At 71.6% G+C, this 26,502-nt stretch carries 27 protein-coding genes; 9 read left to right on the forward strand and 18 right to left on the reverse strand.

Going from position 1 to position 26,502, the window contains the following annotated elements:
* Nucleotide 1 precedes the first annotated feature (1 nt).
* From allB to ACL00U_RS12545, 3 genes are all read right to left on the reverse strand, one after another.
* On the reverse strand, nucleotides 2-1,381 hold the full coding sequence (gene allB / locus ACL00U_RS12535) for an allantoinase AllB (RefSeq protein WP_259552858.1): 1,380 nt from the start codon (nucleotides 1,379-1,381) through the stop codon (nucleotides 2-4).
* A complete protein-coding gene (locus ACL00U_RS12540) occupies nucleotides 1,378-2,142 on the reverse strand; it encodes an aspartate/glutamate racemase family protein (RefSeq protein ID WP_259552860.1) in 765 nt (254 codons plus the stop codon). Before ACL00U_RS12540 ends, allB begins: the two co-directional genes overlap by 4 nt.
* Before the next feature lie 168 nt (nucleotides 2,143-2,310).
* On the reverse strand, nucleotides 2,311-3,876 hold the full coding sequence (locus ACL00U_RS12545; protein ID WP_194589811.1) for an NCS1 family nucleobase:cation symporter-1: 1,566 nt from the start codon (nucleotides 3,874-3,876) through the stop codon (nucleotides 2,311-2,313).
* 240 nt (nucleotides 3,877-4,116) lie between these two features.
* Between ACL00U_RS12545 and ACL00U_RS12550 the strand changes: the two genes are divergently transcribed.
* Complete coding sequence (locus ACL00U_RS12550; protein ID WP_042538151.1) at nucleotides 4,117-4,680, forward strand: VOC family protein; 564 nt, start codon at nucleotides 4,117-4,119, stop codon at nucleotides 4,678-4,680.
* A 61-nt stretch (nucleotides 4,681-4,741) separates the two neighbouring features.
* On the opposite strand, the gene ACL00U_RS12555 is transcribed toward ACL00U_RS12550, so the two are convergent.
* The gene (locus ACL00U_RS12555) at nucleotides 4,742-5,473 is read right to left on the reverse strand and encodes a FadR/GntR family transcriptional regulator (protein ID WP_017888487.1); all 732 of its coding nucleotides are present in this window, start codon (nucleotides 5,471-5,473) and stop codon (nucleotides 4,742-4,744) included.
* An 87-nt stretch (nucleotides 5,474-5,560) separates the two neighbouring features.
* Between ACL00U_RS12555 and ACL00U_RS12560 the strand changes: the two genes are divergently transcribed.
* From ACL00U_RS12560 to ACL00U_RS12575, 4 genes are all read left to right on the forward strand, one after another.
* The gene (locus ACL00U_RS12560; RefSeq protein WP_284761008.1) at nucleotides 5,561-6,466 is read left to right on the forward strand and encodes a proline iminopeptidase-family hydrolase; all 906 of its coding nucleotides are present in this window, start codon (nucleotides 5,561-5,563) and stop codon (nucleotides 6,464-6,466) included.
* Between the two features lie 112 nt (nucleotides 6,467-6,578).
* Nucleotides 6,579-7,985, forward strand: a complete 1,407-nt coding sequence (locus ACL00U_RS12565; protein WP_017888485.1) for an APC family permease — start codon at nucleotides 6,579-6,581, stop codon at nucleotides 7,983-7,985.
* Nucleotides 7,982-8,911 carry an acetamidase/formamidase family protein gene (locus ACL00U_RS12570; RefSeq protein ID WP_412873454.1) on the forward strand — a complete coding sequence of 310 codons (930 nt, stop codon included), beginning with the start codon at nucleotides 7,982-7,984 and terminating at the stop codon, nucleotides 8,909-8,911. Before ACL00U_RS12565 ends, ACL00U_RS12570 begins: the two co-directional genes overlap by 4 nt.
* Nucleotides 8,912-8,986: 75 nt before the next feature.
* On the forward strand, nucleotides 8,987-9,754 hold the full coding sequence (locus tag ACL00U_RS12575) for an SGNH/GDSL hydrolase family protein (RefSeq protein ID WP_412873455.1): 768 nt from the start codon (nucleotides 8,987-8,989) through the stop codon (nucleotides 9,752-9,754).
* 6 nt (nucleotides 9,755-9,760) lie between these two features.
* Here ACL00U_RS12575 and ACL00U_RS12580 read toward each other — a convergent pair whose 3' ends face one another.
* From ACL00U_RS12580 to ACL00U_RS12590, 3 genes are all read right to left on the reverse strand, one after another.
* Nucleotides 9,761-10,252 (reverse strand): N-acetyltransferase family protein, encoded by a 492-nt coding sequence (locus tag ACL00U_RS12580; RefSeq protein WP_412873456.1) that lies wholly within the window; start codon nucleotides 10,250-10,252, stop codon nucleotides 9,761-9,763.
* Between the two features lie 4 nt (nucleotides 10,253-10,256).
* Nucleotides 10,257-11,660, reverse strand: coding sequence for an LLM class flavin-dependent oxidoreductase (locus ACL00U_RS12585; protein ID WP_017888481.1), 1,404 nt, complete (start codon nucleotides 11,658-11,660; stop codon nucleotides 10,257-10,259).
* Between the two features lie 137 nt (nucleotides 11,661-11,797).
* On the reverse strand, nucleotides 11,798-12,166 hold the full coding sequence (locus ACL00U_RS12590) for a VOC family protein (protein WP_017888480.1): 369 nt from the start codon (nucleotides 12,164-12,166) through the stop codon (nucleotides 11,798-11,800).
* A gap of 62 nt (nucleotides 12,167-12,228) precedes the next feature.
* Here ACL00U_RS12590 and ACL00U_RS12595 point away from each other — a divergent pair, with 62 nt between their 5' ends.
* Complete coding sequence (locus ACL00U_RS12595) at nucleotides 12,229-12,678, forward strand: MarR family winged helix-turn-helix transcriptional regulator (protein ID WP_194590676.1); 450 nt, start codon at nucleotides 12,229-12,231, stop codon at nucleotides 12,676-12,678.
* 28 nt (nucleotides 12,679-12,706) lie between these two features.
* Nucleotides 12,707-13,162 (forward strand): GNAT family N-acetyltransferase, encoded by a 456-nt coding sequence (locus tag ACL00U_RS12600; protein ID WP_194590677.1) that lies wholly within the window; start codon nucleotides 12,707-12,709, stop codon nucleotides 13,160-13,162.
* Here ACL00U_RS12600 and ACL00U_RS12605 read toward each other — a convergent pair.
* On the reverse strand, nucleotides 13,116-13,691 hold the full coding sequence (locus ACL00U_RS12605) for a TetR/AcrR family transcriptional regulator (protein ID WP_194590678.1): 576 nt from the start codon (nucleotides 13,689-13,691) through the stop codon (nucleotides 13,116-13,118). The genes ACL00U_RS12600 and ACL00U_RS12605 overlap by 47 nt on opposite strands.
* Nucleotides 13,692-13,786: 95 nt before the next feature.
* Between ACL00U_RS12605 and ACL00U_RS12610 the strand changes: the two genes are divergently transcribed.
* On the forward strand, nucleotides 13,787-14,839 hold the full coding sequence (locus ACL00U_RS12610) for a zinc-binding alcohol dehydrogenase family protein (RefSeq protein WP_412873457.1): 1,053 nt from the start codon (nucleotides 13,787-13,789) through the stop codon (nucleotides 14,837-14,839).
* Here the strand turns inward: ACL00U_RS12610 and ACL00U_RS12615 are convergent.
* From ACL00U_RS12615 to ACL00U_RS12645, 7 genes are all read right to left on the reverse strand, one after another.
* Nucleotides 14,826-15,302: a GNAT family N-acetyltransferase gene (locus ACL00U_RS12615; RefSeq protein WP_412873458.1), complete on the reverse strand. Its 477-nt coding sequence runs from the start codon at nucleotides 15,300-15,302 to the stop codon at nucleotides 14,826-14,828. The two genes, ACL00U_RS12610 and ACL00U_RS12615, sit on opposite strands and share 14 nt — an antisense overlap.
* A gap of 27 nt (nucleotides 15,303-15,329) precedes the next feature.
* On the reverse strand, nucleotides 15,330-15,779 hold the full coding sequence (gene sufU / locus ACL00U_RS12620; RefSeq protein ID WP_214532265.1) for a Fe-S cluster assembly sulfur transfer protein SufU: 450 nt from the start codon (nucleotides 15,777-15,779) through the stop codon (nucleotides 15,330-15,332).
* Nucleotides 15,776-17,068: an aminotransferase class V-fold PLP-dependent enzyme gene (locus tag ACL00U_RS12625; protein WP_412874070.1), complete on the reverse strand. Its 1,293-nt coding sequence runs from the start codon at nucleotides 17,066-17,068 to the stop codon at nucleotides 15,776-15,778. Before ACL00U_RS12625 ends, sufU begins: the two co-directional genes overlap by 4 nt.
* Before the next feature lie 135 nt (nucleotides 17,069-17,203).
* Nucleotides 17,204-17,416 (reverse strand): antitoxin, encoded by a 213-nt coding sequence (locus ACL00U_RS12630; RefSeq protein ID WP_017888470.1) that lies wholly within the window; start codon nucleotides 17,414-17,416, stop codon nucleotides 17,204-17,206.
* A 95-nt stretch (nucleotides 17,417-17,511) separates the two neighbouring features.
* Nucleotides 17,512-18,795: a chloride channel protein gene (locus tag ACL00U_RS12635; protein WP_017888469.1), complete on the reverse strand. Its 1,284-nt coding sequence runs from the start codon at nucleotides 18,793-18,795 to the stop codon at nucleotides 17,512-17,514.
* A gap of 100 nt (nucleotides 18,796-18,895) precedes the next feature.
* The gene (locus ACL00U_RS12640; RefSeq protein WP_071251995.1) at nucleotides 18,896-21,007 is read right to left on the reverse strand and encodes an alpha-galactosidase; all 2,112 of its coding nucleotides are present in this window, start codon (nucleotides 21,005-21,007) and stop codon (nucleotides 18,896-18,898) included.
* A 79-nt stretch (nucleotides 21,008-21,086) separates the two neighbouring features.
* Nucleotides 21,087-22,070 carry a magnesium and cobalt transport protein CorA gene (locus ACL00U_RS12645; RefSeq protein WP_017888467.1) on the reverse strand — a complete coding sequence of 328 codons (984 nt, stop codon included), beginning with the start codon at nucleotides 22,068-22,070 and terminating at the stop codon, nucleotides 21,087-21,089.
* Nucleotides 22,071-22,223: 153 nt separating this feature from the next.
* Between ACL00U_RS12645 and ACL00U_RS12650 the strand changes: the two genes are divergently transcribed.
* Nucleotides 22,224-23,033 carry a tryptophan-rich sensory protein gene (locus tag ACL00U_RS12650; RefSeq protein ID WP_017888466.1) on the forward strand — a complete coding sequence of 270 codons (810 nt, stop codon included), beginning with the start codon at nucleotides 22,224-22,226 and terminating at the stop codon, nucleotides 23,031-23,033.
* A gap of 83 nt (nucleotides 23,034-23,116) precedes the next feature.
* On the opposite strand, the gene ald is transcribed toward ACL00U_RS12650, so the two are convergent.
* From ald to ACL00U_RS12665, 3 genes are all read right to left on the reverse strand, one after another.
* Nucleotides 23,117-24,217: an alanine dehydrogenase gene (gene ald / locus ACL00U_RS12655; RefSeq protein WP_017888465.1), complete on the reverse strand. Its 1,101-nt coding sequence runs from the start codon at nucleotides 24,215-24,217 to the stop codon at nucleotides 23,117-23,119.
* A gap of 141 nt (nucleotides 24,218-24,358) precedes the next feature.
* Nucleotides 24,359-25,318 (reverse strand): helix-turn-helix transcriptional regulator, encoded by a 960-nt coding sequence (locus tag ACL00U_RS12660; protein WP_083389395.1) that lies wholly within the window; start codon nucleotides 25,316-25,318, stop codon nucleotides 24,359-24,361.
* 48 nt (nucleotides 25,319-25,366) lie between these two features.
* Nucleotides 25,367-26,308, reverse strand: a complete 942-nt coding sequence (locus ACL00U_RS12665; RefSeq protein WP_017888463.1) for a sugar-binding transcriptional regulator — start codon at nucleotides 26,306-26,308, stop codon at nucleotides 25,367-25,369.
* Between the last annotated feature and the right edge of the window lie 194 nt (nucleotides 26,309-26,502).

Here is a 26,502-nt window from a genome sequence, read left to right on the forward strand (position 1 = left end):
GTTACAGGGGTGTTTCCGACGCGAGCACGGGACGACCGGCCAGGCGACCCTCGACCCGCACCACGCCGCCGTCGGCCGTGGCGATGCGGTGGCCACGGAGCCAGGTCTCGGTGACGCTGCCGCGCACACGGAGCCCGTCGAACGCCGAGACCGGGTTGCGGTGCTCGAGCCCGGCGACGTCGACCACGGACCGGGCAGCGGGGTCGAACACGGCGAAGTGGGCCAGCGCACCGGGCGCGATAACGCCGCGGTCGTGCAGCCCGACCAGGGCTGCGGGACCGGTCGTGAACAGCGGCAGCAGTGCCTGGAGCGGGACTCCGCGACGCTCGGCCTCGGTCCACACCGCCCGGAACCCGACCTGCAGCCCGGCGACCCCACCCCAGGCCAGGCCCCAGTCGTCGGTCTTCAGGTCCGCGGTGGAGGGCGAGTGGTCCGACACCACGAGGTCGATCGTGCCGTCGAGCACGCCCGCCCACAGCGCGTCGCGGTTGGCGTCGTCACGGATCGGCGGACAGCACTTGTAGGCGGTCGCGCCGTCCGGGATCGTGCCCGCCTCGAACGACAGGTAGTGCGGACACGTCTCGACCGTGATGCGCACGCCGTCGTCCTTCGCCGCGCGGAGCATCGGCAGCGCGCCCGCGTCGGACAGGTGCAGCACGTGCACCCGTGCCCCGGTGGCCCGTGCGCCGTCGATGACCTGCGCGATCGCGGACCGTTCGGCGGCGACGGGCCGGGTGGCCAGGAAGTCCGCGTACCGGCCACCGAGCGCCTGGTGCGGCACGAGGTGTTCCGGGTCCTCGGCGTGCACGATCAGCAGGGCGTCGATCCGCGCGATCTCGGCGATCGCGGCGCGGAGCTGCTCGGGGTCGAGGTGCGGGAACTCGTCCACACCGCTCGGCGCCGTGAAGCACTTGAAGCCGAAGACGCCGGCGTCGTGCAGGGCGTCGAGCGTCCCGAGGCTCGCGGGGACCGCACCGCCCCAGAACCCGACGTCGACCGCCACCCGGCCCTCGGCGCTCGCCCGCTTGACGGCGAGCGCCTCGACCGTGGTCGTCGCGGGGATCGAGTTGAGCGGCATGTCCACGATCGTGGTGACACCGCCCATCGCAGCGGCCCGGGTCGCGGATGCGAAGCCCTCCCACTCGGTGCGGCCGGGCTCGTTGACGTGCACGTGGGTGTCGACGAGCCCGGGGAGCAGTACCTGCCCGTCCGGCACGGTGTGGTCCTGCACGGTGTCGACGACCGCATCGACCGGCAGGACGTCGGTGACCCGTCCGTCGTGGACGACGACCGCGGCCGGACGGAACGTGCCGTCGACCCAGGCTCGGTGCGCGCGGACGACGAGGTCGGCGGTGGCGGCCGCCGCCGGGAGGCCCGTCACGCGCCCGCCCCGGCCGTCGCGACCGCCACCGGGTGGCGTTCGAAGCCGGCCAGCAGCCCCGACATCGCCTTCGTCGGCGGCAGGGCGTACTCACCACGCTTGCCCGTGGACACCCCGAGGCGGACGAGCGACTCGGCCAGGACCGTGGCAGCCGCGACACCGTCGACGACCGGCGCCCCGATCGCGAGCGAGATCTCGGCGCAGAAGTCGGCCATGCCCGCACACCCGAGCACGACGGCATCGGCTCCCCCGTCGATGACGGCTCGGCACTCCTCGGTCACGAGCGCCCGCGCACCGGACGCGGGGTCGTCGAGCTCGAGCACCGGGACCTCGCACGCACGGATCTCGGTGACGAGCGGTGCGAACCCGTAGCGCTGGGCGAGCTCGTGGGCGCGGCCGGTCGTCCGCGCCAGGGTGGTGACGACGCCGAACCGGCGGCCGAGCATCGCGGCGGCGTGGAACCCGGCCTCGGCGATCCCGATCACCGGCACCGTCGCGAGTTCCCGCGCGGCGTCGAGCCCCGGGTCCCCGAAGCAGGCGACGACGAAGGCGTCCACCCCGTCCTGCTCACCGCGGGCGATCTGCTCGAGCAACCCGGGGACGGCCAGGGCCTCTTCGTAGTGGCTCTCGATCGAGGACGGCCCCATCGTGGGCTCGACCGCTTCGATCAGGGTGCCGGGCGCGGCGACGGCCTGGGCTGCGACGCCGATCGAACGCGTCATCGACGCGGTGGTGTTGGGGTTGACGACGCGGATGCGCATCGGGGTCCTTCCGGTGGAGCGGGTGGAACGAGTGGAGCGGTGGAACCGGTGGTGCTGGGTGGTGACCATCGTGGCGGGGCCGGGGCGGACCTCCCGGCCGTGGTGTGGATCCGTGGACGAGCGAGCGTCGCGACCCGCCCTGTGGAGGACGGGCCGCGACGCCGACGGTCAGGCGCGACCGACGGCCGCGCCGTCGTCGACCGTCGGGTCGTCCGCGTCGAGCACGGGCATGCTCGGCCGGGCGCGCTCGAGTGCCCAGAAGACGACGAGGCCCAGGCCGCAGCCGATGAACCAGCTGTAGCTCGACAGCCACGGCAGCACGCCCAGCGCCGGGGGCAGGACCGCGCTCGCGACCGAGACCGCGCCGGTGACCACGAGGGTCCAGATGGCGTTCGGGTTGAAGCCGCCGCGGTACCAGTACCGGGCAGTGCGGCTGGTGGAGTACATGTCGTCGATCGCGATGCGCTGCTTGCCGACGATGTAGTAGCCCGCGATGAGGATGCCGAACAGCGGGCCGATCAGCGCACCGAGCACACCGAGCGTGTACAGGATCGCCTGGTCGTTGCCGTACCAGTTCCACGGGGTGAGGAGCACCGAGCCGACGGCGGCGATCATGCCGCCGGCACGCCACGAGATCTTCCGGGGCGCCACGTTCGAGAAGTCGAACGCGGGGCTGATGAAGTTCGCGACGATGTTGATGCCGACGGTCGCGGTGACGAACGTCAGGCCACCGAGCAGGATCGCGAAGGGTGCTCCGATGGCCTGCACGGTCTCGATCGGGTCGGTGATGAGCTTGCCGAACACCGGCACCGTCGCACTCGCGCAGAGCACCGTCAGGACCGAGAAGAACAGGAAGTTGATCGGCAGTCCCCAGAAGTTGCCGCGCTTGACCGCCCGGAACGACCGGCCGTAGCGCGAGAAGTCACCGAAGTTCAGCATCGGGCCGGAGAAGTAGCTGACCACCAGGGCGACCGCGGACAGCATCACCGGGATCGACGCCCCGAACGACAGCGGCTCGCCCGCCGACAGGGTGAACGAGATGTTGCCGATGCCCGCCTGGCTGACCAGGTAGACCGCGAGCACGATCATCACCACGTAGACCGCCGGTCCGGCCCAGTCGATGAACCGCTTGATGGCCTCCATGCCCATCCAGAACAGCGCCCCCTGCGCCACCCAGAGGATCGCGTACGAGATCCACCCCAGGGCCGACAGCCCGAGGAACGAGTGGTCGAGCAGCCCCGCCGACGCCGGGATGAACTTGAGGAAGATGATGTTCAGCGACTGTGCCGCCAGGAAGGTCTGCACGCCGTACCAGGCCATCGCGATGAGACCGCGGATGATGGCGGGGACGTTCGCGCCGAGCACTCCGAACACCGCGCGGTTGATCACGGGGTACGGCACTCCCGTGCGTTGCGACGGCTTGGCGACCAGGTTCGCGAAGACCTGCACGATCAGGATGCCGACCACCAGGGCGATGAGCACCTGCCAGCTCGCGATGCCGAGGGCGAAGAGCGACCCGGCGGTGACGTAGCCGCCGACCGAGTGCACGTCCGACATCCAGAAGGCGAAGAAGTTGTAGCTCGTCCAGCGCTGCTCGCGGAGCGGGGCGAGGTCCTCGTTCGTGAGCGCCGGGTCGTACCCGGGCTTGACGACGCCGGCACCCGCCGGGGCAGGAGCGGCGGTCGTGGTGGGGGCGTGGGGCGCGGCGACTGGTGTCGCGATGTCGGTAGCCATGGCGTCCTCCGAGGGAGTGGGAAGCGGGGCGGTGCGTGCTTGAGCACGAAGCTACGGAGCGACTTCGCCCCCGCCGTTTCCCTCGTGTAACGGTCGTGTGTCCCAGCCCCCGTCCTGGAACGACCGTTCCGGAAGGTCGCAGGAGACCCGCACTGCGGCTTGCCGCATCGATGGGCACGCACCCCGCACGGACCTCGCCCGGACAGAAGCGGTGGCGACTGCCGGTGGTACGAATCGACCATGAGCAGGGGAATCAGGATCGATCACGTGGGCGTCACGGTGCCGGACATCGACGCAGCCACGGAGTTCTTCGAGGCGGCGTTCGACGCCGTCGTCCTGTACGACATGCGCCGTCGTGACGAGATGCCGAACAGCAGTCCCGAGGCCCACGGGTACCTGGGGATCCCGAGCACCATGGCGCAGGGGGCCATGCGGATGCTCGCGCTGCCCGAAGGCCCGGGGCTCGAGCTGTTCGAGTACCTGGGACCCGAGCAGCGGTACGCCGCACACCCGTCCGACCTGGGGTGGCAGCACCTGGCGATCTACGCCGACGACCTGGACGAGACGCTCGCCCGGGTCGAGGCGGCCGGGGGCACCCGGAACTCCGACCCCCGCGACCTGCGTGGTGACGAGGCGGGGGCCGGCAACCGGTTCGTCTACACCCGCACGCCGTGGGGATCGACGCTCGAGCTCGTCAGCTACCCGACGCCGCAGCCGTACCTGGTGTACGCGCCGCGGCCGAAGTGGGCGCCGTGGCCGATGCCGGACGACGTCTACCCGGTGCCGGCACCCGCCGTGCACTGACGAGCAACCGCCGCACCGACCGACCAACCGAGAAGCAACACACCGACCGACAGACCGCCCCTCAGTGCCGGGGCACCTGCCCCGTCCGCCGCACGGCCCGTTCGAGCAGTTCGACGTCGATCCCGACGTGCTGCCGGGCGATCACGCCCGCCTCGGGTGCGCGGCCAGAACACACCGCGTCCACCAGCCGTTCGTGCTCGTGGAGCGCACGGGTCTCCATCTCCGCCATGCCCTCGGCCGTGCCCCACAGGTGCGCCGGAGCGGCGATGGAGATCTGCGCCTCCAACCCGGCGAGCGCCGTCCGCAGGGCGTCGTTCCGCGCGGCGTCGATGATCGTCCGGTGCAGCACGGCGTCGGCCTGCTGCTTCTCGAGGCCCGAGGTGGCGTCGCGGAACACCTCGAGCCGTGCCCGGATCAGGGCGGCGTCCTCCGGGGTCACCCGTTCCGCGGCGGCCGTGGCGAGCGCCCCGTGCAGCAGCGCGATGGCGTCGGCGGTGTCCTGGATCGCCTCCCACCGCGCGAGCAGCACCCGCCCGACGGCGTCCGACGAGCTGTCCGGCCACTCGGTGCGGACGAACGTGCCACCGCCCCGGCCTCGACGGGTCTCGAGCAGCCCCCGTTCGACGAGCCGGGCGATCGCACTGCGAACGGTGACCCGGGCGACGCCGAGCAGGCCGGCCAGTTCGCGTTCCGGCGGCAGGTTCGCGCCGGGCAGGTACTCGCCCACGGCGACGGCGGTCACGAGGCGGTCCTCGACCTCGTCGACGCGCGTCTCGGTCGCACGATCGGACACACGGACCCCCCTTCACGGTGTTACGACCACGTTAAGGCAGCAGAAAAGGTATTGCGTGGGACCTTTTTCCGCTCCATGCTGACCCCCATGTCCAGCATCACCGAATCCACGATGCCGTTCCGCGACGGCGAGACCTGGTACCGGGTCACCACGCCCGACACCCCGGTCGCCGGCGCGCTGCCCCTCGTCGTCCTGCACGGCGGGCCCGGCATGGCCCACGACTACCTCCGGAACCTCGCGGCCCTGGCCGACGAGACCGGCCGGACCGTCGTCCACCACGACCAGTTCGGCTGCGGCCGGAGCACCCACCGCCCGGACGCCCCGGCCGACACCTGGCAGCCGCAGCTGTTCGTCGACGAGTACGCCGCCCTGGTCGAGCACCTCGGGCTCGGCGACCACCACGTGCTCGGGCAGTCGTGGGGCGGCATGCTCGGCGCCGAGATCGCGGTGCAGCAGCCCGCGGGCCTCCGCTCGCTGGCGATCTGCAACTCCCCCGCGTCGATGCAGCTCTGGGTCGACGGCGCCGCCGAGCTCCGCGCGCAGCTGCCCGCCGACGTGCAGGACGCCCTGACCCGGCACGAGACGGCCGGCACCGTCGACGACCCCGAGTACCTTGCGGCGACGCAGGTCTTCTACGAGCGGCACGTCTGCCGCGTGGTCCCGAGCCATCCGGACTTCGTCGACTCCGAGGAGCAGATGGAGCGCGAGCCGACGGTCTACCACACGATGAACGGCCCGAACGAGTTCCACGTCGTCGGCACGATGCGCGACTGGACCATCGTCGACCGGCTCGACCGCGTCGCCGTGCCGACGCTCGTCGTCGCCGGCGAGCACGACGAGGCCACCCCCGCCACGTGGGCCCCGTTCGTCGAGCGGATCGCCGACGTCCGACAGCACGTCTTCCCCGGCGCGAGCCACTGCTCGCACCTGGAGCAGCCGGCGGAGTTCCGCCGGGTCGTCGGGGCCTTCCTGGCCGCGCACGACGACGCCTGACCCGGCCACGACCATCCCTGGAGGCGCGGGGCGGGCCCGCCCCGCGCCTCCAGACCGGAAGTCCCCACCCCCCACAGCCGCACCCGTCCCTCCACCCGAAACGGAACCCGACATGTCGCAGCAGCACAGCGAGCTCTCCGCACAGCAGCAGCTCGAGGCCTACGGCTACAAGCAGGAGCTCAAGCGCTCCGTCAGCACCACCGACCTGCTCATCTACGGGCTGGTCTTCATGGTCCCGATCGCCCCGTGGGCGATCTTCGGGACCGTCTACAACGCCTCCAGCGGCATGGTGCCGCTGGTGTACCTGGTCGGCCTCGTCGCGATGATCTTCACCGCTCTGGCCTACGCGCAGATGGCGAAGTCGATCCCCCTCGCCGGCAGCGTGTTCTCGTACGTCGGCCGCGGCATCCACCCCACCGCCGGGTTCTTCGCCGGCTGGGCGATCCTGCTCGACTACCTGCTCGTCCCGACGCTGCTCTACGTGTTCGCCGCCGAGAGCATGGTCGGCATCTTCCCGGGCACGCCCCGCTGGCTGTGGGCGCTCGTGTTCGTCGCGATCAACACCGTCATCAACCTGGCCGGGGTGTCCTCGCTCAAGCTCGCGAACCGCATCTTCCTGCTCATCGAGCTCGTCTTCGTCGCGATCTTCGTCGTCATCGCGATCGTCGCGCTGACCGGCGGCACGATCCCGGACGCGTCCTTCAGCACCGCGCAGATCTGGGACCCGGCCAAGGTGTCGGCCCCGCTCATCGCGTCGGCGCTGTCGATCGCGGTGTTGAGCTTCCTGGGCTTCGACGGCATCTCCACCCTGTCCGAGGAGTCCACCGGCCGTCGTGGCGGAGCCGGCACGGCGATGATCCTGGCGCTCGTCATCGTGGCGTTCCTGTTCATCCTGCAGACCTGGCTCGCCAGCGCCCTCGCCGGGGGTCGTGACGCGTTCCCGAAGGGTGAGGCCGGCAACGCCTTCTTCACCATCGTCGAGCAGGCGTCGTCGAGCGGGTGGGCCACCGCGTTCTTCGCCGTCAACGTGCTCGCCGTCGGCATCGCGAACGCCATGGCCGCGCAGGCCGCGACGAGCCGCCTCCTCTTCTCGATGAGCCGCGACCGTCAGCTGCCCGCGTTCCTGCACAAGCTCAACGGTCGCCAGGTGCCGCAGAACGCGATCATCGTCGTCTCGGTGCTGTCCGCGATCCTGGTGCTGTTCTTCGTCGGGCAGATCGACACGATCTCGTCGCTCGTGAACTTCGGCGCGCTGTTCGGCTTCATGCTCCTGCACGTGTCCGTCTTCGTGCACCACGTCGTCAAGGGGAAGTCGCGCAACTGGCTGCTGCACCTGGTCGTGCCGCTGATCGGGTTCCTGATCATCGGGTACGTCCTGCTGAACGCCGCGGTCGAGGCGAAGGTCGGCGGCATCGTCTGGCTGATCGTCGGCGCGGCCGTGTTCCTGTACTACCGACGCACCGGCCGTTCCACCGAGGTCGGCTCGGAAGCAGAACCGACGACGGAGGACGCACGATGACCCCGGACCACTTCCTGCCGAACACCCTCGGCCGCCCCGGGTTCTCCGCAGACCGGGAGCCCGTGCTGCGGGTCCGCCCCGGCACCGGCGAGACCATCGGCTTCGAGACCACCGACGCCGTCTACGCCGAACTCGACCAGCACCACGACATGGCGCAGCTGCAGGCACCGATCAACCCGGTGACCGGCCCGGTGTTCGTCGAGGGGGCAGAACCCGGCGACACCCTCGTGGTGACCATCCACGCCATCGAGCTGACCACGCACGGGTGGTCGGTGTCCCTGCCCGGCTCCGGGGCCCTGCAGCACGTGATGGGCGACCGGGTCTTCGCCCGCCGATGCCCGATCTCGGACGGCACGGTGCAGGTGTCCGACCGGCACCGGTTCCCCGTGCGGCCGATGATCGGGTGCATCGGGACGGCCCCGGCCGAGGGTGAGAACTCGACGATCATGCCGGCCTACCCGGAGGGCGGCAACATGGACGTCACCGAGGCCCGCCCCGGCTCGATCGTGTCCCTGCCCGTCCGGGTCCCCGGTGCACTGCTGTCGATCGGCGACATCCACGCGCTCATGGCCGAGGGCGAGTCGTCGTTCGTCGCCATCGAGGCCCAGGGCACCGCGATCGTCTCCGTCGACCTGGTCAAGGGCGGCCCCGTGCTCCGCGCACCCCGCATCGAGACCGCTGACGACTGGTTGTTCGTCGGTCTCGGCGACCCCGTGCAGGAGAGCGTCCGGCGCGGGTACGAGGACGCCTTCGCGTTCCTCGTCGACGAGCACGGCTGGACCGCCGAGGACGCCTACGCGGTGCTCAGCGCGGTCGGTGACTCGAAGCTCGGCGGGCCGACCGGCTCCACCGCGCCGGACCCGTTGCACCCCTTCGCCGCCGTCGGCGCAGTCACCCTGCACCGGGTCCCGAAGTCGGTGCTGTGAGGGTTCGCTGATGCGGGTTCCCGGTACGACTGTCGTGCCGGGAACCTGCACAGGCATGTGCACGATGATGGGCGCATGCACGACACCATCCGCTACGTCGCGATCGGCGACAGCTTCTCGGAGGGCATCGGCGACGCCGGGGCCGCTCCGTTCCCCGGCTGGACCGGACGACTCGCGAGCGCGATGGCGGGCGCCTCGGACGCCCACGTCTCGTACGCCAACCTCGCGGTGCGCGGCCGACTGCTCGCCGGGGTCCTCGGCGGTCAGCTCGAGGCCGCCCTCGCGCTCGACCCGGCGCCGACCCTGATCACCTTCTGCGCCGGCGGCAACGACCTGCTGCGCCCGCGCTTCGAGGTGGACGCGCTGATCGGGCAGGTCGAGGCCGCCGCCGACCGGGTCGAGGCCACCGGCGCACGCCTGGCGCTCCTCAGCCCGGCCGACCCGAGCGCCCGCCTGCCCCTCGGTTCCCTGATCAACCGCCGCGGTGACGCCTGGGCCGAGGCGCTCGGCACCCTCGCCCGACGCCGCGGCCTGCCGTTCGTCGACGTCTCCCGCGACCCGCACCTCGGCCGCGCCGAGTTCTGGTCGGACGACCGGCTGCACATGAACGCCACCGGGCACCAGCGCGTCGCGGACCTGGCGCTGCACGCGGTCCTCGACGGCCCCGTGCCGGTCGAGCCCACGGATGCCGGCGCCACCCGGGCCCGCCTGGGAGAAGAGCTCCGCTACTACCGTGAGTACGTCCTGCCGTGGCTGCAGCGCCGGATCACCCGCACGTCGTCGGGCGACGGGCGTTCGGCGACCTACCCGACGTGGACGCCGGTGCACGGTCGGGACGCGTAGCCAGCGTCAGCCCGCGACGTACACGCGGGTGGTGACTCCGCTCAGCGCGTGCGCGAACTCGTCGCCCGTCGCCACGAAGCCGCCCGCCTCGTACAGCCGCACCGCCCGGTCGTTGTCGCCGAGCACGTGCAGCACCACGCGCGGGTGGCCGGCAACCCGGGCATCGTGCACGGCCTCGGACAGCAGCGACCGTCCGACCCCGCGGGCCTGCACGCCGGGACGCACCGCGAGCAACGACAGGTAGGCGGCGTCCGCCGGGTCCGTCGACCGTCCGGTGCCGGGTGCCGTGACCAGCACGAAGCCGTCCACCGCGCCGTCCGGTCCGGGCGCCACCAGCCAGGCGACGTGGTCAGCGGCGAACTTCTGCCGGGCGCGCTCCCGGACCGCCGGGTCCTCGGCGACGCCGTCACGGGCCGCCACGGCCGCAGCCCACAGGTCGATGCAGGTGTCGGTCTCGTCCGGGGCCGCAGGACGTACGACCACGGACGACTCGATCACCCGATCAGCCTACGACCGCCCGGCTCCCGATCCTGAACGACGCCCCACGGTGCTCGTCGGGCAGCCGGTCCCCGCGGCCGTGCAGCTTCTGCCGGAGCGAACCCGGCTCGTACGCCTCCGGGTAGGCCCCGCGGGCACGGAGTTCCGGGATCACGAACTCGATGACGTCCTCCCACGTGCCCGGGGTGACCGCGTACGCCAGGTTGAAGCCGTCGACGTCGGTCAGCTCCTGGATCTCCTGCAGCCGGTCGGCGATGGTCGCTCCCCCACCGACCGCCACCGGGCCGAGCCCGCCGATCGCCGTCTGCCGCGCCAGGTCGCGGATCGTCCACTTCGACCCGTCCTCGCCGGTCGCTGCCGCGATGTTCGCCGCCGCCGACTGGATCGCGTTCGACTCGACGTCGCCGAGGGGCTGGTCCGGGTCCCACTGCGACAGGTCGACGCCCATCCAGCCGGAGTTGAGCACCAGCGCACCGAGCTCCGACGCGTACGACAGGTAGTCCTCGTACTTCGCCTGGGCCAGCTCGTCGGTGGCGTCCGTGATCACGGTGAGCAGCGTGTAGACGCGGGCGGCGTACCGGTCGCGACCAGCTGCCTCCAGGGCGTCCCGGACCTTCGCGACGGTCGACGCGAGCTGCTCGACGGTCGGTGCACCCACGAAGACCGCTTCCGCGTTCTCGGCGGCGAAGCGGATGCCGCGCGGCGACGCGCCCGCCTGGTAGATGACGGGCGTGCGCTGCACGGACGGCTCGGACAGGTGGATGCCCGGCACGTCGAAGTGCGTCCCGTGGTGCTCGATCGGGTGCACTTTCGCCGGGTCCGTGAAGACCCCGGCTTCGCGGTCGGCGACGACGGCGTCGTCCTCCCACGAGCCCTCCCACAGCTTGTAGAGGACCTCGAGGTACTCGTCCGCCACGTCGTACCGGTCGTCGTGCGACAGCTGGTCCGTCTGGCCCATGTTGCGTGCGGCGCTCGGCAGGTACCCGGTGACGACGTTCCAGCCGACCCGGCCCTTCGTCAGGTGGTCGAGCGTCGACATGCGTCGGGCGAACGGGTACGGGTGCTCGTACGCGGTGCCGGCCGTGATGCCGAAGCCCAGGTGCTCGGTCACCGACGCCATCGCCGAGACGAGCAGGATCGGGTCGTTCACGGGCACCTGCGACCCGGTGCGGAGCGCGGCCTCGTTCGAGCCGCCGTACACGTCGTAGGTGCCCAGGACGTCGGCGATGAAGATGCCGTCGAACGCCCCGCCCTCGAGCGTCTTCGCCAGGTCGGTCCAGTAGGTCAGGTCGCGGTAGTCCCGCGACCGGTCGCGGGGGTGCCGCCACAGTCCGGAGGACTGGTGCGCGACGCAGTTCATGTCGAACGCGTTGAAGCGGATCTGCCGGTGCTCGCTGCTGGTGGTCACGGGTCGAGACGCTACGTCGGACACCTCGGACCGTCACGGATCGTGACGAAGCGTGACGGTCGGCTCCGGCGACGGACTGGAGGCCCGCCCCGCGTCCGGCGCGCCGCCCGCGCCCGACGCATGGCCGGCTCCGGGGCTCAGGCGCGGTCGTGGAGCGTCACGTGGTAGCCGTCGGGGTCGGCGAACGTGAACGTCCGGCCGAACGGGCCGTCGATCGGCGCCGAGACGATCCGGTGCCCGTCGGCGACCAGCGCGTCGTGGATCGCCTGGACGTCGGTCGCGTGCAGCCAGATCGCAGCGCCGATGCCGGGCTGTGCCACCGCGTCGAGGTCCGTGCCGGGGACGATGTCACGCAGGGCGAAGGCGATCGGCGTCGTCTCGAACACGACGGCGTGCGGCGGGCCGGCCTGGGAACGGACGAGACCGAGGTACCGCTCGTAGAACGCCTGCGAGGCATCGAGGTCGCGGGTCTGCAGGGAGATGAAGTCGGGGCCGGTGACGGGCATGTGGTGCTCCTCAGGTTCGTGTCAGTCTTCTGACACGGGACAACCTATGTCAGACTACTGACATGCGTCAAGACGACACCGGCATCCACCTCGAGACGTCAATCGGCTACCTGCTCAAGGAGACCGCGAGCGCCCTCCGTGCCTCGATGGAAGCCGTGCTGCGCCCACTCGGCATGACGGTGACGCACTACTCCTGCCTCGAACTGCTGGCGCAGCGACCCGGCCTGTCGAACTCCGAGCTCGCGCGCGGCACGTTCGTCACCCGGCAGTCGATGAACGTGCTGCTGCAGACCCTGGAGCGGGACGGCTTCGTCACCCGTGCCACCGAGCCGTCGGTCGGCAAGGCGCTCCCCACGCAGCTGACCGACAGCGGACGACGGAGCCTGGCGCAGGCGAGTGCGGCGATCCGCGGGGTCGAGCAGCGGATGCTCACCGACCTGACCGCGGACCAGCAGACCGAGGCCCGTCAGATCCTGCGGAGCATGGTCACTTCGCTCCGCAGTGCGGTCTGAGCGCTCGCGGGGTTCGTAGGCTGAGCGGATGGACGTCGCACTGCGGAACAGCACCACCGAAGACCTCGAGTGGCTCGTCGAGCTCCGGGCCGTGGTGCTGCGCGACGACCTGACACGACTCGAGGTGTTCGACGAGGCGCGTGTGCGACAGCGCCTCCGCGACGCGTTCCAGCCACAGTTGACCCGCATCGTCGTGGTCGACGGCCGCGACGTGGGCTCGATCACCGTGCGCAACGAGGACGGCGTCCGCTGGGTCGAGCACTTCTACCTCGCGCCCGACGTCCAGGGCCGTGGGGTCGGGTCGACCGTGCTGCGCGCCGTCCTCGACGAGCCCCACGACGGCTCGACTCGGCTCAACGTGCTGGTGGGCAGCCCTGCCCGCCGACTGTACGAACGACACGGCTTCGTGCTCGACACCGACGACGGTGTCGACGTGTTCATGACGCTGCGGGCCGCCGATCGAGCACCCCACGGAGCGCACTGAGCTGCTCGTCGACGATGTCGGCCATCCGGCGCTCGGCCGGTCCGGTGAGCCAGGCCTCGAGCGCCAGGTGGAACAGCATCACGGTCGTCTCGGCGATGACCGCCGCCTCGGACGGGTCGAGCCCGCGGCCGACGAAGGCCTCGCGCACGGCGTCCGTCAGGTCGGCACGCTTCCGTGCGTCGCGCTCCCGGAGCGACGGCTCGGACAGCACCAGCCGCCGCACCGAACCGACCTGGTCATGACGCCCCTCGAACCGCTCGTCGGCGACGGTGCGGAGGCCGCGCACGACGATGTCGAGCGGGTCGACCCCGGCCGGCGCGCCCTGGATGGCGGCCCGGGCGAGGTCGGGGATCTCGTCGCCGGCGAAGATCACCTCGCGCTTGTCGGCGAAGTGCCGGAAGAAGGTGCGGGTCGTGAGTCCGGCCCGTGCGGTGATCTGCGGCACGGTCGTCGCCTCGTAGCCCTGCTCGGCGAACAACTCGAACGCCGCTCGTTCGAGTCGCCCTCGGGCATCCGGAGACCAACGCATGTGTTCACAGTAGTGGCGATGACACGGCGTGTCATGGTTGACTGGGCGATGACACGTCGTGTCATGACTCACTTCGAGCAAGAGATCGGGACACCATGTCGTCATCCGGCAACGCAGCACTGTGGACCACGTCGACCGGACGGTTCGCCGTCGGACCCGCTCCGGTCCCCCAGCCCGGCCCCGGCGAACTCGTCGTCCGTGCCGAGGCCGTCGCGGTCAACCCGGTCGACGCCGTCAGCGGGCTCTTCCGGCACCTGGTGTTCCCGAAGCTGCGGTTCCCCGCGGTCCTCGGGTCGGACGTCGCCGGCACCGTGGTCGCGATCGGCCCGGACGTCGAGCGGTTCCGCGTGGGCGACCGGGTCGTCGGGCACGCGGCGGGGCAGGAACAGCACCGGAACAGCGCTGCCGAAGGCGCCTTCCAGCACCAGGTCCTGCTGCTCGAACGCGTGACGACCCCGGTGCCCGACGACCTGTCCGCCGAGCAGGCGGCGGTCCTGCCACTCGCCGTCTCGACCGCAGCGGCCGGTCTCTTCGAACCGGACCAGCTCGCACTGTCACTGCCGACGGTAGACACGGTCGACCGCGACGGCGTCGTCCTGGTGTGGGGTGCGTCCACGAGCGTCGGTGCCAACGCCGTCCAGCTCGCCCGCGCCGCCGGGTACGCCGTGATCGGCACCGCATCGCCGAAGAACCACGGGTTCGTGCAGGGCCTCGGGGCCGAGGCCGTGTTCGACTACCGCGACGACGGTGCCGCACGCCGCATCCTCGACGCACTCGGCGACCGGGAGCTCGCCGGCACCCTCGCCTTCGGTCAGGGTTCGTTGACCCGCACGCTCCCGATCGTCCGGACGGCCACCGGCTCCGGCCGGCTCGCATCCGCGTACCCGACACCGGTGACGACGATCCGTGCGCGGCTCGAGCGCCGACACGGGGTGCACATCACCGCGATCTGGGGTGGCCGCCCGACGGAGTCCGAGGTCGGCCCGGCGATCTACCGCGACTTCCTGCCCGAAGCGCTCCGCACGGGTCGGTACCGTGCCACCCCGACCGCCTCCGTCGTCGGATCGGGACTCGCCGCGATCCCCGACGCCCTGGCCGAGCTCCGCGACGGTGTCTCCGCCCGGAAGCTCGTCGTCACGCTCCCCTGAGCGACTTCGCGTACCAGCGGTCCGAGTACGGATCATCGTTGAACGGCGACACCCGGACGAAGCCGAGCCGTTCGTAGAGCGCACAGGCCTCGGCGAGCTCGGCCCGCGTGTCCAGCCGCAGCGACGTGGTCCCGCGGTCTCGGCAGAAGTCCTCCACGTGGCGCAGGAGCGCCGAACCGATGCCTCGGCCGCGGTGTTCCGGCAGTGTGAACACCTTCGTCAGCTCGCCGACGGCACCCACGAAGCGCACGCCGGCGCAGGCGGCAGCGGCTTCCCCTTCACTCGCGACGACGAACACCCCGGAGTCACCCTGCAGGTCGTCGTACGGCTCCTCGTCGAGCGCACGGTCGACCTCGGCCGACGTCGCCGCGCGCCCGTACCACCGCGACGCGACCTCGGTCAGGTAGGCCCGCACGATCGCGTCGGCCCGGCCTGCGCCGGGTCGCTCCGTCTCGAAGATCATCGCGCCCCCTGCGTGGCCGCACCCGGCTCAGCGGGACGCGGTCGCCTCGCGCGCGGCGGCTTCCGCCGCGACCCAGGCGAGCATGCCGCACTTGACGCGCATGACGAACTTGGAGACGCCGTGGAAGGCGACGAGGTCCTCGAGGACGTCCTCGTCGGGTTCACCGACGCCGCGTGAGCGCATCATGGTACGGAATTCCTCGGTCAGTTCGAGGAACTCGGGCACCGTGCGGCCGACGGCCATGTCGGTGAGGACCGATGCCGATGCCATCGAGATCGAGCAGCCGTCACCCTGCCAGGCGAGCCCGGCGATGCGGTCGGTGCCGGCTTCGAGCCGCAGGCTGACCGTGATCTCGTCGCCGCACGTGGGGTTCCGCTCGAAGTGCGAGGCGTCCGCGTCCGGCATCGCACCGTCGCCGTGCCGCGACTTGGCGTGGTCGAGGATGACCTGCTGGTACAGGCTGTCGAGGGCGTTCACGCGGTCGCTCCGAAGTAGTCGCGGATCTCGGCGACGGCTGCGAGGAACCGGTCGACGTCGTGTTCGGTCGTGTACACGTACGTGCTGGCACGGCTCGTCGCGACGAGGCCGAGCCGGCGGTGCAGGGGCTGGGCGCAGTGGTGGCCGGAGCGCACGGCGATGCCCTGCGCGTCGAGGTACTGCGAGACGTCGTGGGCGTGCACACCGTCGACGTCGAAGGACACCAGGCCGGAGCGCGGGACACCGGCGGGCGGGCCGACCAGGTGGATGCCGGGCACGGCAGCGAGGCCGACGAGCATCCGGCGGGCGAGGTGCTCCTCGTGGGCGCGGACCCGTTCCATGCCGATGCCCTGCAGGTAGCGCACGGCCTCGGCCAGGGCGACCGCCTGGGACACGGGCTGCGTGCCGGCCTCGAACCGCTCGGGCGCCGGCATGAACTCGGAGCCCTCCATCGTCACGGTGGTGATCATCGAGCCGCCGGTGCGGAACGGCGGCAGGGCGTTGAGCAGCTCGCTCCGTCCCCAGAGCACGCCGATGCCGTTCGGGCCGAGCATCTTGTGCCCGGAGAACGCGGCGAAGTCGACACCGAGCTGCTGCACGTCGAGGGGACGGTGCGGCGCGGACTGGCAGGCGTCGAGCACCACGAGGGCACCGCGGGCGTGGGCGAGGCCGACGACCTGCTCCACGGGGGCGATCATCCCGGTGACGTTCGAGACGTGCGAGAACGCGACGACCCTCGTGCGGTCGGTGATCAGCGCTGCGGCGTCGTCGGCGGTCCAGGTGCCGTCGTCGGCGACCGGGATCCAGCGCAGGGTCGCACCGGTCAGGGCTGCGAGTTCCTGCCACGGCACGAGGTTGGCGTGGTGCTCGGCCTCGGTCACCAGGATCTCGTCGCCGGCGCCGAGCCGGAAGCGTGCGGCGTCGACGCCCCCGCGACCGCGGCTGGCGTTGGCCATGCCGTAGGCGACGAGGTTGAGGGCGTCGGTGGCGTTCTCGGTCCAGACGACCTCGGCCGGGGCAGCCGCGCCGATGAACCCGGCGACGGTGGCACGGGCGTCCTCGTAGGCGTCGGTGCTGAGCGCCGCGAGCGTGTGCGCACCGCGGTGGACGGCGGCGTTGTCGTGCTCGAGGAAGCGTCGCTCAGCGTCGAGGACCTGACGCGGGCGTTCCGCCGTCGCCCCGGAGTCCAGGTACGCCAACGGCTGCCCGTTCACGTCCTGCGCGAGGATCGGGAAGTCCTGCTTGATCGCCTCGACCTCGGTCTCGGTGAGCGGCTGGTTCGGCGCCACGACTGTCACGTCTCGTCCTCCTGGTGCTGCTGTCCGGAGCAACCCGTCCATGGTGTCCGTTGTTCCCGACCGCGTCCAGTCGGCACGGTGACGGCCCAGGACCACGCCGGGACCTGGGCCGTCGCACGTCGTTCGTTACTCGTTGCCGATCTTCTCGTCCGCTGCGTCGCGGGCGCCGTCGATCTTGTCGTCGTACTTGCCGCCCGTGGCCTTCTTGACCGCGTCGGCCACGCCGCCGAGCACCTTGTCGCTGACGTCCTCGGCCTTCTCGCTCTTCAGGGCGTCCTGGACCTTGCCGTCCTTCAGGAACTCCTGGGCCTTCTTCGTGATGTCGTCGAACCCCGCCATCGGCTGCTCCTCGTCTCGGTGCGGAGCCCGTCGCTCCGTCCTGGCGCCGACAGTAGGCCCCTGGGCCGCCGTCCGCACCGGAACGTCCGGGGTCCTCACACCATCTGGGCGCTGCGACGACGGGCGAGGACGTACCCGACGGCGACCGCGCCGGACACCGCGAGCAACGAGGGCACGAGGATGTCGGTGCCCTGCTGCGTGAACTCGACGACGAGCACGAGCGCCGTGAACGGTGCGCGCATGGTGGTGGCGAGGAAGGCCGCGGCACCGACGAACGCGAAGGCCGCCAGGCTCGGGCCGTCAGCCGGCCAGAGCAGCAGCCACGCGCCACCCAGTCCGCCGCCGATCGCCGAACCGATCGCGATCGAGGGGGTCAGCGTGCCACCGACCGCACCAGCGCCGATGGTGGCCGAGGTGGTCACGGTCCGCAGGACCCCGAGCAGCAGCAGGAACACCACCGGCGAGAGACCGGCGAACGACGAATCGTCCAGGGCGCTGTTCATCGCGACGAGGCCGAGCGCCCGCCCGTTGCCGAGGATCTCCGGGAACGGGATCGCGATGAGCCCGACCATCGCGAACACCAGCGGCAGCACGACGAGCAGGTGCCAGCCCTTCGGCGCGATGCCCTGCAGTCGGTTGGTCAGCTTCACGAACCCGACCCCGGCGAGCCCGAGCACCGGCCCCACGACGATCGCCCAGACCAGCAGCGACGGCGACAGGTGCATCGCGGGCACGTGGTAGAGCACCTCGTCCGGGATCACGAGCCGGGCGGTGATGGCGGCGACGGCACTCGTGGCGAAGGCGGGCAGCGCGGTCGCGAAGCTGATCTCGCCGAGCAGGACCTCGACCGCGAACAGGGCACCGCCGAGGGGCACGTCGTACACGGCGGCGAGGCCGGCCGCGGCACCGCAGGCCACGAGGATCTTCGTCTCGCGCGCCGTCAGCCCCGCACGACGGGTGACGAGCTGGGCGAGCCAGGCCCCGACCTCGCGCGGCGCGACTTCCTTGCCGATGGACGCCCCGAGCCCCACGGCCAGGATCTGGACGCCGGCGTTCGCGAGCGTCGCCAGGGCGGGCATCCGCTTGCCGTCGACGGCCGCGGTGACCGAGACGATCGAACGACCCCACCGACGGAGCGCCCACCAGGCGAACCCGGTCAGGACCCCGGCGGCGGTGAGCGCGAGGAACCGGTTCAGCCCGGAGGGGGCGTCGGCCGCCTCGAGGTGCCCACCGAACCCGTACCCGAAGGCGACGAACTGGATGAGCTGGAGCGCGAGCCAGACCGCGATGCCGGCGATGCCGCCGGAGACGCCCACCAGGGCGGTGACGACGGCGAGCTTGAGGGCCCAGACCGGGGTCGCGTGTCCGGAGTGCGGCATGACCGGAAGCCTAACGGGCCGGACGCACCCGATGACGGACCGCGACGGGTCCGCCGGACGCGGGGCGGGCCTCCAGGCCGGGTGTCCCGACCACCCGCCGTCAGACGGCCGTCACCCGGAACGGCACCACGCCCTCGGCCGGCATGAGCGGCGGCTGCAGGCCGACCGTGCCGAGCACCCGTCCGCTGAAGACGCGCGGGCCGGACCACCAGTCCGGTCGAACCAGGTCATGGCCGGCCCCGATGACCACGGGGTCGACGCGGTACGACGTGTCCGGGTCGAGGTCGCGGAAGGTGACCCGGCCGGTGCCGGACACCTCGGAGCGCCCGATGCTCGCCAGGAAGAAGACCGCCTGCTGCCGGTCCGGCGTGACCGTGCCGTACACGAGCCGCGAGTCGTCGACCTCGTCCGAGCGCACCAGGTCGCCGCCGTGCAGGAGCGGGCGGAGCTCCCGGTACAGCGCGATCCACTCGGTGAGCGCCCGGGACTCCTCGGCGGTCGCACCGGCCAGGTCCCACTCGATGCCGAGGTGCCCGACCAGGGCGGTACCGGCGCGGAAGGCGAGGTCGTGGACCCGACCGGTGGTGTGGTTCCGGCCGCTGGCGATGTGCGAGCCGAGCAGCTCCGGCGGCAGGAGCTGCTGCGTCCACCGGTGCATCTGCTGACGCTCGAGCGGGTCGATGTCGTCAGACACCCACACCCGCGCGGTGTGCTCGATGACGCCGAGGTCGACGCGGCCGCCACCCGACGAGCACGACTCGATCTCGAGCGCCGGGAACCGCTCGCCGAGCGTGGCCATCAACCGGTACGCCGCGAGGGTCTGCTCGTGGACCGCTGCACCGCCACCGGGGAAGCCCGCCTCGACGAGGTCGCGGTTGTGGTCCCACTTGACGTACTCGATGCCGTACTCGCCGATGATCGCCGTCATCCGCTCGAGCACGTACGCGAAGGCCTCGGGGATCGCCAGGTTGAGCACCTGCTGGTCGCGGGAGCGCGCGGGCAGTCGTCCGTCGGCCTGCAGGATCCACTCCGGGTGGGCGCGGGCGAGGTCGCTGTCCTCGTTCACCATCTCGGGTTCGAACCACAGGCCGAACTCCATGCCGAGTGCACGGACGCGGTCGACCAGGGGGCCGAGCCCGTCCGGCCAGACGTCCTCGTCGACGTACCAGTCGCCGAGGCCGGCGTGGTCGTCGCGGCGCCCGCGGAACCAGCCGTCGTCGAGCACGTAGCGTTCGACGCCGAGGGCCGCAGCACGCTCGGCGAGGTCGACGAGGCGGGCCAGGTCGTGGTCGAAGTACACGGCCTCCCACACGTTGATCGTCGTCGGGCGCGGCGTCGTCGGGTGCTGCGGGCGGCTGCGGAGCCAGCGGTGGAACCGTCGGGCCTGGTCGTCGAGTCCGTCGCCGTGCGCGAAGTACACCCACGGCCCCTCGTAGGTGGCACCGGTGTCGAGCCGGACCTCGCCGGGCAGCAGGAGTTCGCCGCCGCCGATGACCTGGCGGCCGGTGGCGAGCCGTTCGGCGTGGTGCCGGTGGTTCCCGCTCCACGCGGTGTGGACGCCCCAGACCTGGCCGCGGGCGAAGCCGAAGCCCGGCTCCCCCACCGTCAGCACGGTCGCCGCGTCGGTGCCGGTGCGGCCCTTCCGTCCCTCGCGCTGGTGGGTGCCGACGACGAGTTCCCGGCGCTGCGGGGTCCGTTCCTTGCCCCAGCGGCCGGCGAAGTCCAGGATCTCGCGGGCCCCCGACGGGATCGGCATCGCGAGCGTCAGGTCGTCGACGGTGTAGGCACCGTCGACGGTGTTCGTCACGCTCGCCCGGGCCCGCACGAGCCCGGAGCCGAGCATCTCGACCACCACCCGGATCGTGAGCCCGGCGGTGGTGTCCGCGGCGTCGGCGGTGACCGTGGTGTCCGTGACCGCGAGGGCCGTCACCGTGAACGCCGGCGACCAGTCGGCACCGTCCCGGTGCCCGGCGAGCCCCGGACGGCCGCTCCAGCCCCGGTGCGGTTCGGGCAGTACCGACAGGCGGACGGGGGCGTCCATCTCGTTCGGGGACACCGGGGTGACGTCGGCGTCGGCGAGGGCCGTCAGCGCGGCGGTGTCGAGCGGGCCGAGCGCCGCTCCCCAGTGCACGACGGCGGGGAGCGCGTCGTCGCGGCAGTCGAGGACGAGCGAGACGCCACCGGCGCTCAGGTGGACGAGTTCGTGCGGCATGCGGGCTCCAGTCGGCGTCGTTGCACGTCAGAGCTTTCCGGTCCGGGGCCGTCCGCTGCAAATCCGGCTGCGGCGCGGCTCAGAACCAGCGCTTCACCTTGAACACCACGTACAGGATCGCCGCGAACAGGACCATCGCGACGATCGACAGCGGGTACCCCCACGTCCAGCCGAGTTCGGGCATGTGCGTGAAGTTCATCCCGTAGATCGCGGCGATGAGCGTCGGTGCGAACAGGATCGCCGCCCAGCCGGAGATCTTCTTCGTGTCGTCGTTCTGCTTCTGGGCCGCCAGGGTGGAGTCGACGGTCAGGGCGTTCTGCAGCAGCTGCCGGAAGGTGTCGAGCCGCTCCACCACCCGGATCGAGTGGTCGAGGACGTCGCGGAACCGGCGCTGCATCTCCACCGGCAGGTGGTACTTCTCGGCACCGCGGTGCAGGTTCTCGATGATGTAGACGAGTGGACGCGCTGCACGCTGGAAGTCGACGACCTCGCCGAACAGCTCGTACACCCGGCGGGACACCCCGGCCTCGCCGGAGAACAGCTGGTCCTCGATCTGGTTGATGTCCTCTTCGAGCCCGTCGATCACCGGCACGTAGCCGTCCACGATGGAGTCCATGAGCGCCCAGAGCTGCGCCTGCGGCCCGACCGTCACCAGACCCGGCTTGCCGCTCATCCGCTGCAGTGCCCGGGGAACGGTCTGCTTGCCCCGCGGGTCGGCCTTCACCACGACGAGGAAGAACGTCTCACCGACGAAGGCGTGCACCTCGCCGAACGCCACCTCTTCCTGCTGGTCGTTGTACAGCGCGGGCTTGAGCACCACGAACAGCGTCGATCCGTAGCGCTCGAGCTTCGGTCGCTGGTGCCCCTCGGCGGAGTCCTCGACGGCGAGCTCGTGCAGACCGAGGGCGACCGCGACGTCGCCGAGTTCCTGGGCGTCGGGCTGGTGCAGGACGATGCACGCACTGGCGCCCTGCTCGTCGAGCATCCGGAAGGTGTCGTCGAGGGACGGACTCGCGATCGGGGCGATCCGGTCGATGTAGACGGTGTTCAGTTCGACGCTCACGCGCCCACCGTACGCAGGGTGGCCGGTCTCCGGCCTGGAGGCCCGTGCCGGCTCCGCCACACGCCCCGCGTCCTGCCTGAACGCGCGCTGCACGACCGCCGCCACCGGCCGCCTACGGTGCAGGTCATCAGCATGCTGACGAAAGGGACTGTCATGAAGAGGATCTGGAAGCGCATCGCGGTGGCCGTGAGCGCGGTCGTCGCCGTCATCGGCGCGTACGTGGGGTCGGGCGCTGCCGGCGGCACGCCCATCCAGGACGCCGCCGGTGGCGCCCTGTCGGCGTCCTCGACCGCGATCGCCCCGGACGGCCCGGCCTTCTCGATCTGGAGTGTGGTCTACGCCGGGCTCATCGGCTACGCGGTGCTGCAGCTCTTCCGCACCGCGAACGACGAACGGCACGAGCGGCTGGTGGTGCCGGCGGTGCTCTCCCTGCTGCTCAACGCCGCGTGGATCCTGTCGGTGCAGTTCGGGTTCCTGTGGGCGAGCGAACCGATCATCGTCGCACTGCTCGTCGTGCTGATCTGGACGTTCACGATCCTGCGCCGGACCCCGTCCCGGGGCGTGGTCGAGGCGATCCTGACCGACGGCACGTTCGGGCTGTACCTCGGGTGGGTCTGTGTCGCGACGGCCGCCAACACCGCCGCGGTGCTGACGGCGGCGGGCTTCCGTGGCTTCGGACTCGGACAGGACCCGTGGGGCGTGCTCGTCGCCGCGGTGGCCGGGCTCGTCGGGGTGCTCATCGCGCTGTGGGGCCGGGGACGCCTGGCACCGATGGCCTCGGTCGCGTGGGGCCTGGCGTGGGTCGCGGTGGCCCGGTTCGACGGGCCGCTCGTCTCCGTCCCGACGGCGGTGGCGGCCGTGGTGGCTGCGGCGGCCGTGGTCGTGGTGACCGTGGTGGTGCGGGCCCGCGCCGGCTGGGTCGGCGGCCGTGCCGGTCGGGCGGCGGCTCCGGTGGCGGCCTGACGCGCGACTGCCTGCGCGTCGTTTCGGGCTGAGCGACACCTCACGCAGCGATTGGGCCGTGAGGTGTCGCTCAGCGCGAAGAATCAGCGCGCGGACACGACCAGGCCGTGCGCGGCGGCGACCGCGGCGTTCGTGACCCGGCCGGCGTGCACGTTCAGGCCTCCGGCGAGGGCGGGGTCGGCCTCGAGCGCGGCTTCCCACCCGCGGTCGGCGATCGCGACGGCGTAGGGCAGCGTGGCGTTCGTCAGCGAGATCGTGCTCGTGCGCGGGACGGCGCCGGGCATGTTCGCCACGCAGTAGTACACGGTGTCGTGCACGGCGAACGTGGGGTCGTCGTGGGTCGTCGGGCGGGAACCCTCGAAGCAGCCGCCCTGGTCGATCGCGATGTCGACCAGCACCGAGCCGGGTCGCATGTCGGCGACCATGGCGTCGGTGACGAGCTTGGGAGCCGAGGCCCCGGGGATCAGCACCGAGCCGATGACCAGGTCCGCGTCGCGCAGGGCCTCGGCGATGGCGTGCGCCGACGACCGCAGGGTCGTGACACGCCCGTCGAACCGGGCGTCCAGGGCCCGGAGCCGCGGCAGGCTGATGTCGAACACGGTGACGTCGGCCCCCATGCCGAGCGCCATCGTCGCGGCGTGCTCCCCCGCGACGCCGCCGCCGATGACGACCACGCGGCCCTTCGGCGTGCCGGGGACCCCGCCGAGCAGCAGTCCGCGTCCGCCGTTCGTCCGCATCAGGTGGAACGCGCCGACCTGGGCGGACAGCCGCCCGGCGACCTCGGACATCGGCGACAGCAGGGGCAGCGAGCGGTCCGGCAGCTGCACGGTCTCGTAGGCGATGGCCGTCGCACCCGAGTCGATGAGGGCGTCGGTCAGGGGGCGGTCTGCGGCGAGGTGCAGGTAGGTGAAGAGCACCTGCCCCGGGCGGATCATCGGGTACTCCGACGCGACCGGCTCCTTCACCTTGAGGATCAGCTCGGCGCGTTCCCACACCTCGGCCGCGGTGTCGACGATCGTGGCGCCGGCGGTGCGGTACTCGTCGTCGGTGAACGCCGAACCGGACCCGGCGCCGGCCTGCACCAGGACCTGGTGGCCGTGCGATGCGAGCTCGGCGACACCGGCGGGGGTGGCCGCGACGCGGTACTCGTTGTTCTTGATCTCGGTGGGGACGCCGATGCGCATGCGGACTCCTTCGTGGGCGGTGCGTTCGTCCCGTCCATTCAGCACCGGATTCGCCCACAGCAGCGCTGAGCCGAACATCCGGACAGCGGCAGCGCGATCCGTGTCACGAGATTCGGCGGAACCGTCCGCCGCAGCAGTCGGTCAGTGCCCGCGCAGCGACTCGCTCGGCAGCTCACCGAAGCGGCTGCGGTAGGTCGCCGAGAAGCGACCGAGGTGCCCGAAGCCCCACGTCCGCGCGATCTCGGCCACGGTCGTCTCGTCCAGCGCACCGCCGACCAGGTCCGTCCGGGCGCCGTCGAGCCGCACGCCGCGCAGGAGTTCCCCCGGCGTCTGGTCGAGGTGCCGACGGAGCGACTGCTGCAACCCGCGGGGGCTGAGGCCGGCCGCCGCCGCGATGTCCGGCGTGCCGATCGCTTCACGCGCGTGCTCGTGCACGAACTCGAGCGCCCGGCGCAGGCGGTCGTGCTCGGGGCCGCTGCCGGACACCGACGCACGCCACTTGTTGCGCCGCGGGAACGCACGGATCGCCGCGGTCGCGAACGCCTCGGCGATGTCGTGCTGGACCATCGGGCTCATGGCCTGTTCGACGTCGAGCCAGACGGCCGAGTACTTCCGCACCACCGATCGCCACAGCGCGATGCCGTCGGCGGTCGGGCGGCGCATCGGTTCGAACGCGAAGTCGTCGTCACCGGCGACGGCACGGACGAAGTCGCGGTCGAGCTGCACCAGGTTCAGGGCGATGTCGTGGTGGTGCAGGGCGTAGGGCTCGGCGAACGGCAGCACGACCGGCACCCCGGCCTGGAGCTCGAACGTCTCGCCGCCCGTGGTGATCCGGCTCGAACCGCTGCGCAGCCACGCGACCAGGAACTCGTCGTCGACCTGGCTCTCGCTGCGCAGGTCGACCATGAACCGCGACGAGCGCAGGGACATCCGCTCGTCACCGACGCCCGCGAAGTCCCAGTGGGCGTTCTCGTGGGTGCGCCGGACGACGGGAGCACGGAAGTCGTAGTCGCCCGTGAAGAACGCGAGGGCCTGGTCGACGTCACTGCCGACCATCCGCCGGAAGTACCGCGGCCCGGGCCGTTCGAGAGAAAGCACCATGCACCAGAACGTAGGACGGACCACCGACAAACTGCGTCAGATCCCGACTCAGGGCTGCAGGATCGCCTGCCCCACGCTCTCGTCGAGGATCAGGTCCGTGATCAGCCCGGCGGCCAGCGCACCCCGCAGTGACGCCGCCTTCGACCGCCCGGCGACGACGCAGACCCGCCGGGGCGCGCGCTTGATCGTGTCGAGGTCGGGAGCGCCGGCCCGTGCGTTCACGCCGATGTCCTTCCACGAGCCGTCGGACCGGTAGAACACCGTCGAGACGTCCCCGACGACCCCGGCCTGCGTGAGCTCATCGCGGTCCTCGGGGTCCAGGTACCCGCCGGAGTAGACGTGCGAGGGCACCGGGGCCTGCGGGGCGCCGACACCGAACACGACGAGGTCCATCCGCTCGTGCAGGTCGAGCACGCGGCGGATCGAGCGCTCGCGGAACAGTGCCTCCTTCGTCGCGGGGTCGTCGAAGAACGCCGGCACCGGGAACTGCTGCACGAACGCCCCGTACGCCTCGCCGAACCGCCGCAGGATCTCGGACGCGTAGACGATGCCGGTGGTGCGGGTGTTCGCGGCGCCGTTGATCTGCACGATCGTCGAGCCGTGGGTGGTCTTCGGCACCAGGTACCGGCTGACCGCGCTCACGGTCGAACCCCACGAGATCCCGATCACCATGTTCGACTCGACGTACTGCGTCAGGATCCGGGCGGCGGACAGTGCGACGCGCTCGAGCCGGTCGACGTCGCTCGTGTGGTCCGGCACCGGGACGACGTGCGCGTGCACCCCGAAGCGGGATCGGATGCTCCGGCTCAGCGCGGCGGCCTGGTCCAGGGGCGACCGGATCTGGATGTCGACGAGCCCGGTGTCCCTGGCGTACTTCAGCAGCCGCGACACCGACGAGCGCGAGGTGCTGAGTTCGTCGGCGATCGCGTCCATCGTCAGGTCCTGCAGGTAGTACAGGTGGGCGGCGCGCAGCGCCTGCTGCGTGCGCATGGGCTGAGCCGCGTCACTCATGGTGCTCCGATCTGTCGAACGCAACCATGCACGGACGTGCAGGGCCTCTGCAACCCCGGCCGCGCCTCCAGACCGCCGCGTCGGGCCTGGACGACACGTGTGCTGCACGTTCGTGCACGCGAGTTGCCCGCCCTGTCGAACGAGCGCACGATCGATCCTGACCCCACGAACAG

This window comes from Curtobacterium poinsettiae, from assembly GCF_047226435.1.
Lineage (GTDB): Bacteria > Actinomycetota > Actinomycetes > Actinomycetales > Microbacteriaceae > Curtobacterium > Curtobacterium poinsettiae.

Coding starts and splice junctions, on each gene's coding strand:
- ACL00U_RS12605 (WP_194590678.1), bottom strand. CDS start 13,691: ATGCGTTGGTCTCCGGATGCCCGAGGGCGACTCGAACGAGCGGCGTTC.
- ACL00U_RS12600 (WP_194590677.1), top strand. CDS start 12,707: ATGGACGTCGCACTGCGGAACAGCACCACCGAAGACCTCGAGTGGCTC.
- ald (WP_017888465.1), bottom strand. CDS start 24,217: ATGCGCATCGGCGTCCCCACCGAGATCAAGAACAACGAGTACCGCGTC.
- ACL00U_RS12610 (WP_412873457.1), top strand. CDS start 13,787: ATGTCGTCATCCGGCAACGCAGCACTGTGGACCACGTCGACCGGACGG.
- ACL00U_RS12560 (WP_284761008.1), top strand. CDS start 5,561: ATGTCCAGCATCACCGAATCCACGATGCCGTTCCGCGACGGCGAGACC.
- ACL00U_RS12570 (WP_412873454.1), top strand. CDS start 7,982: ATGACCCCGGACCACTTCCTGCCGAACACCCTCGGCCGCCCCGGGTTC.
- ACL00U_RS12550 (WP_042538151.1), top strand. CDS start 4,117: ATGAGCAGGGGAATCAGGATCGATCACGTGGGCGTCACGGTGCCGGAC.
- ACL00U_RS12565 (WP_017888485.1), top strand. CDS start 6,579: ATGTCGCAGCAGCACAGCGAGCTCTCCGCACAGCAGCAGCTCGAGGCC.
- ACL00U_RS12660 (WP_083389395.1), bottom strand. CDS start 25,318: ATGGTGCTTTCTCTCGAACGGCCCGGGCCGCGGTACTTCCGGCGGATG.
- ACL00U_RS12615 (WP_412873458.1), bottom strand. CDS start 15,302: ATGATCTTCGAGACGGAGCGACCCGGCGCAGGCCGGGCCGACGCGATC.
- ACL00U_RS12540 (WP_259552860.1), bottom strand. CDS start 2,142: ATGCGCATCCGCGTCGTCAACCCCAACACCACCGCGTCGATGACGCGT.
- ACL00U_RS12590 (WP_017888480.1), bottom strand. CDS start 12,166: ATGCCCGTCACCGGCCCCGACTTCATCTCCCTGCAGACCCGCGACCTC.
- ACL00U_RS12635 (WP_017888469.1), bottom strand. CDS start 18,795: ATGCCGCACTCCGGACACGCGACCCCGGTCTGGGCCCTCAAGCTCGCC.
- ACL00U_RS12665 (WP_017888463.1), bottom strand. CDS start 26,308: ATGCGCACGCAGCAGGCGCTGCGCGCCGCCCACCTGTACTACCTGCAG.
- ACL00U_RS12545 (WP_194589811.1), bottom strand. CDS start 3,876: ATGGCTACCGACATCGCGACACCAGTCGCCGCGCCCCACGCCCCCACC.
- ACL00U_RS12575 (WP_412873455.1), top strand. CDS start 8,987: ATGCACGACACCATCCGCTACGTCGCGATCGGCGACAGCTTCTCGGAG.
- ACL00U_RS12650 (WP_017888466.1), top strand. CDS start 22,224: ATGAAGAGGATCTGGAAGCGCATCGCGGTGGCCGTGAGCGCGGTCGTC.
- ACL00U_RS12595 (WP_194590676.1), top strand. CDS start 12,229: ATGCGTCAAGACGACACCGGCATCCACCTCGAGACGTCAATCGGCTAC.
- ACL00U_RS12630 (WP_017888470.1), bottom strand. CDS start 17,416: ATGGCGGGGTTCGACGACATCACGAAGAAGGCCCAGGAGTTCCTGAAG.
- ACL00U_RS12640 (WP_071251995.1), bottom strand. CDS start 21,007: ATGCCGCACGAACTCGTCCACCTGAGCGCCGGTGGCGTCTCGCTCGTC.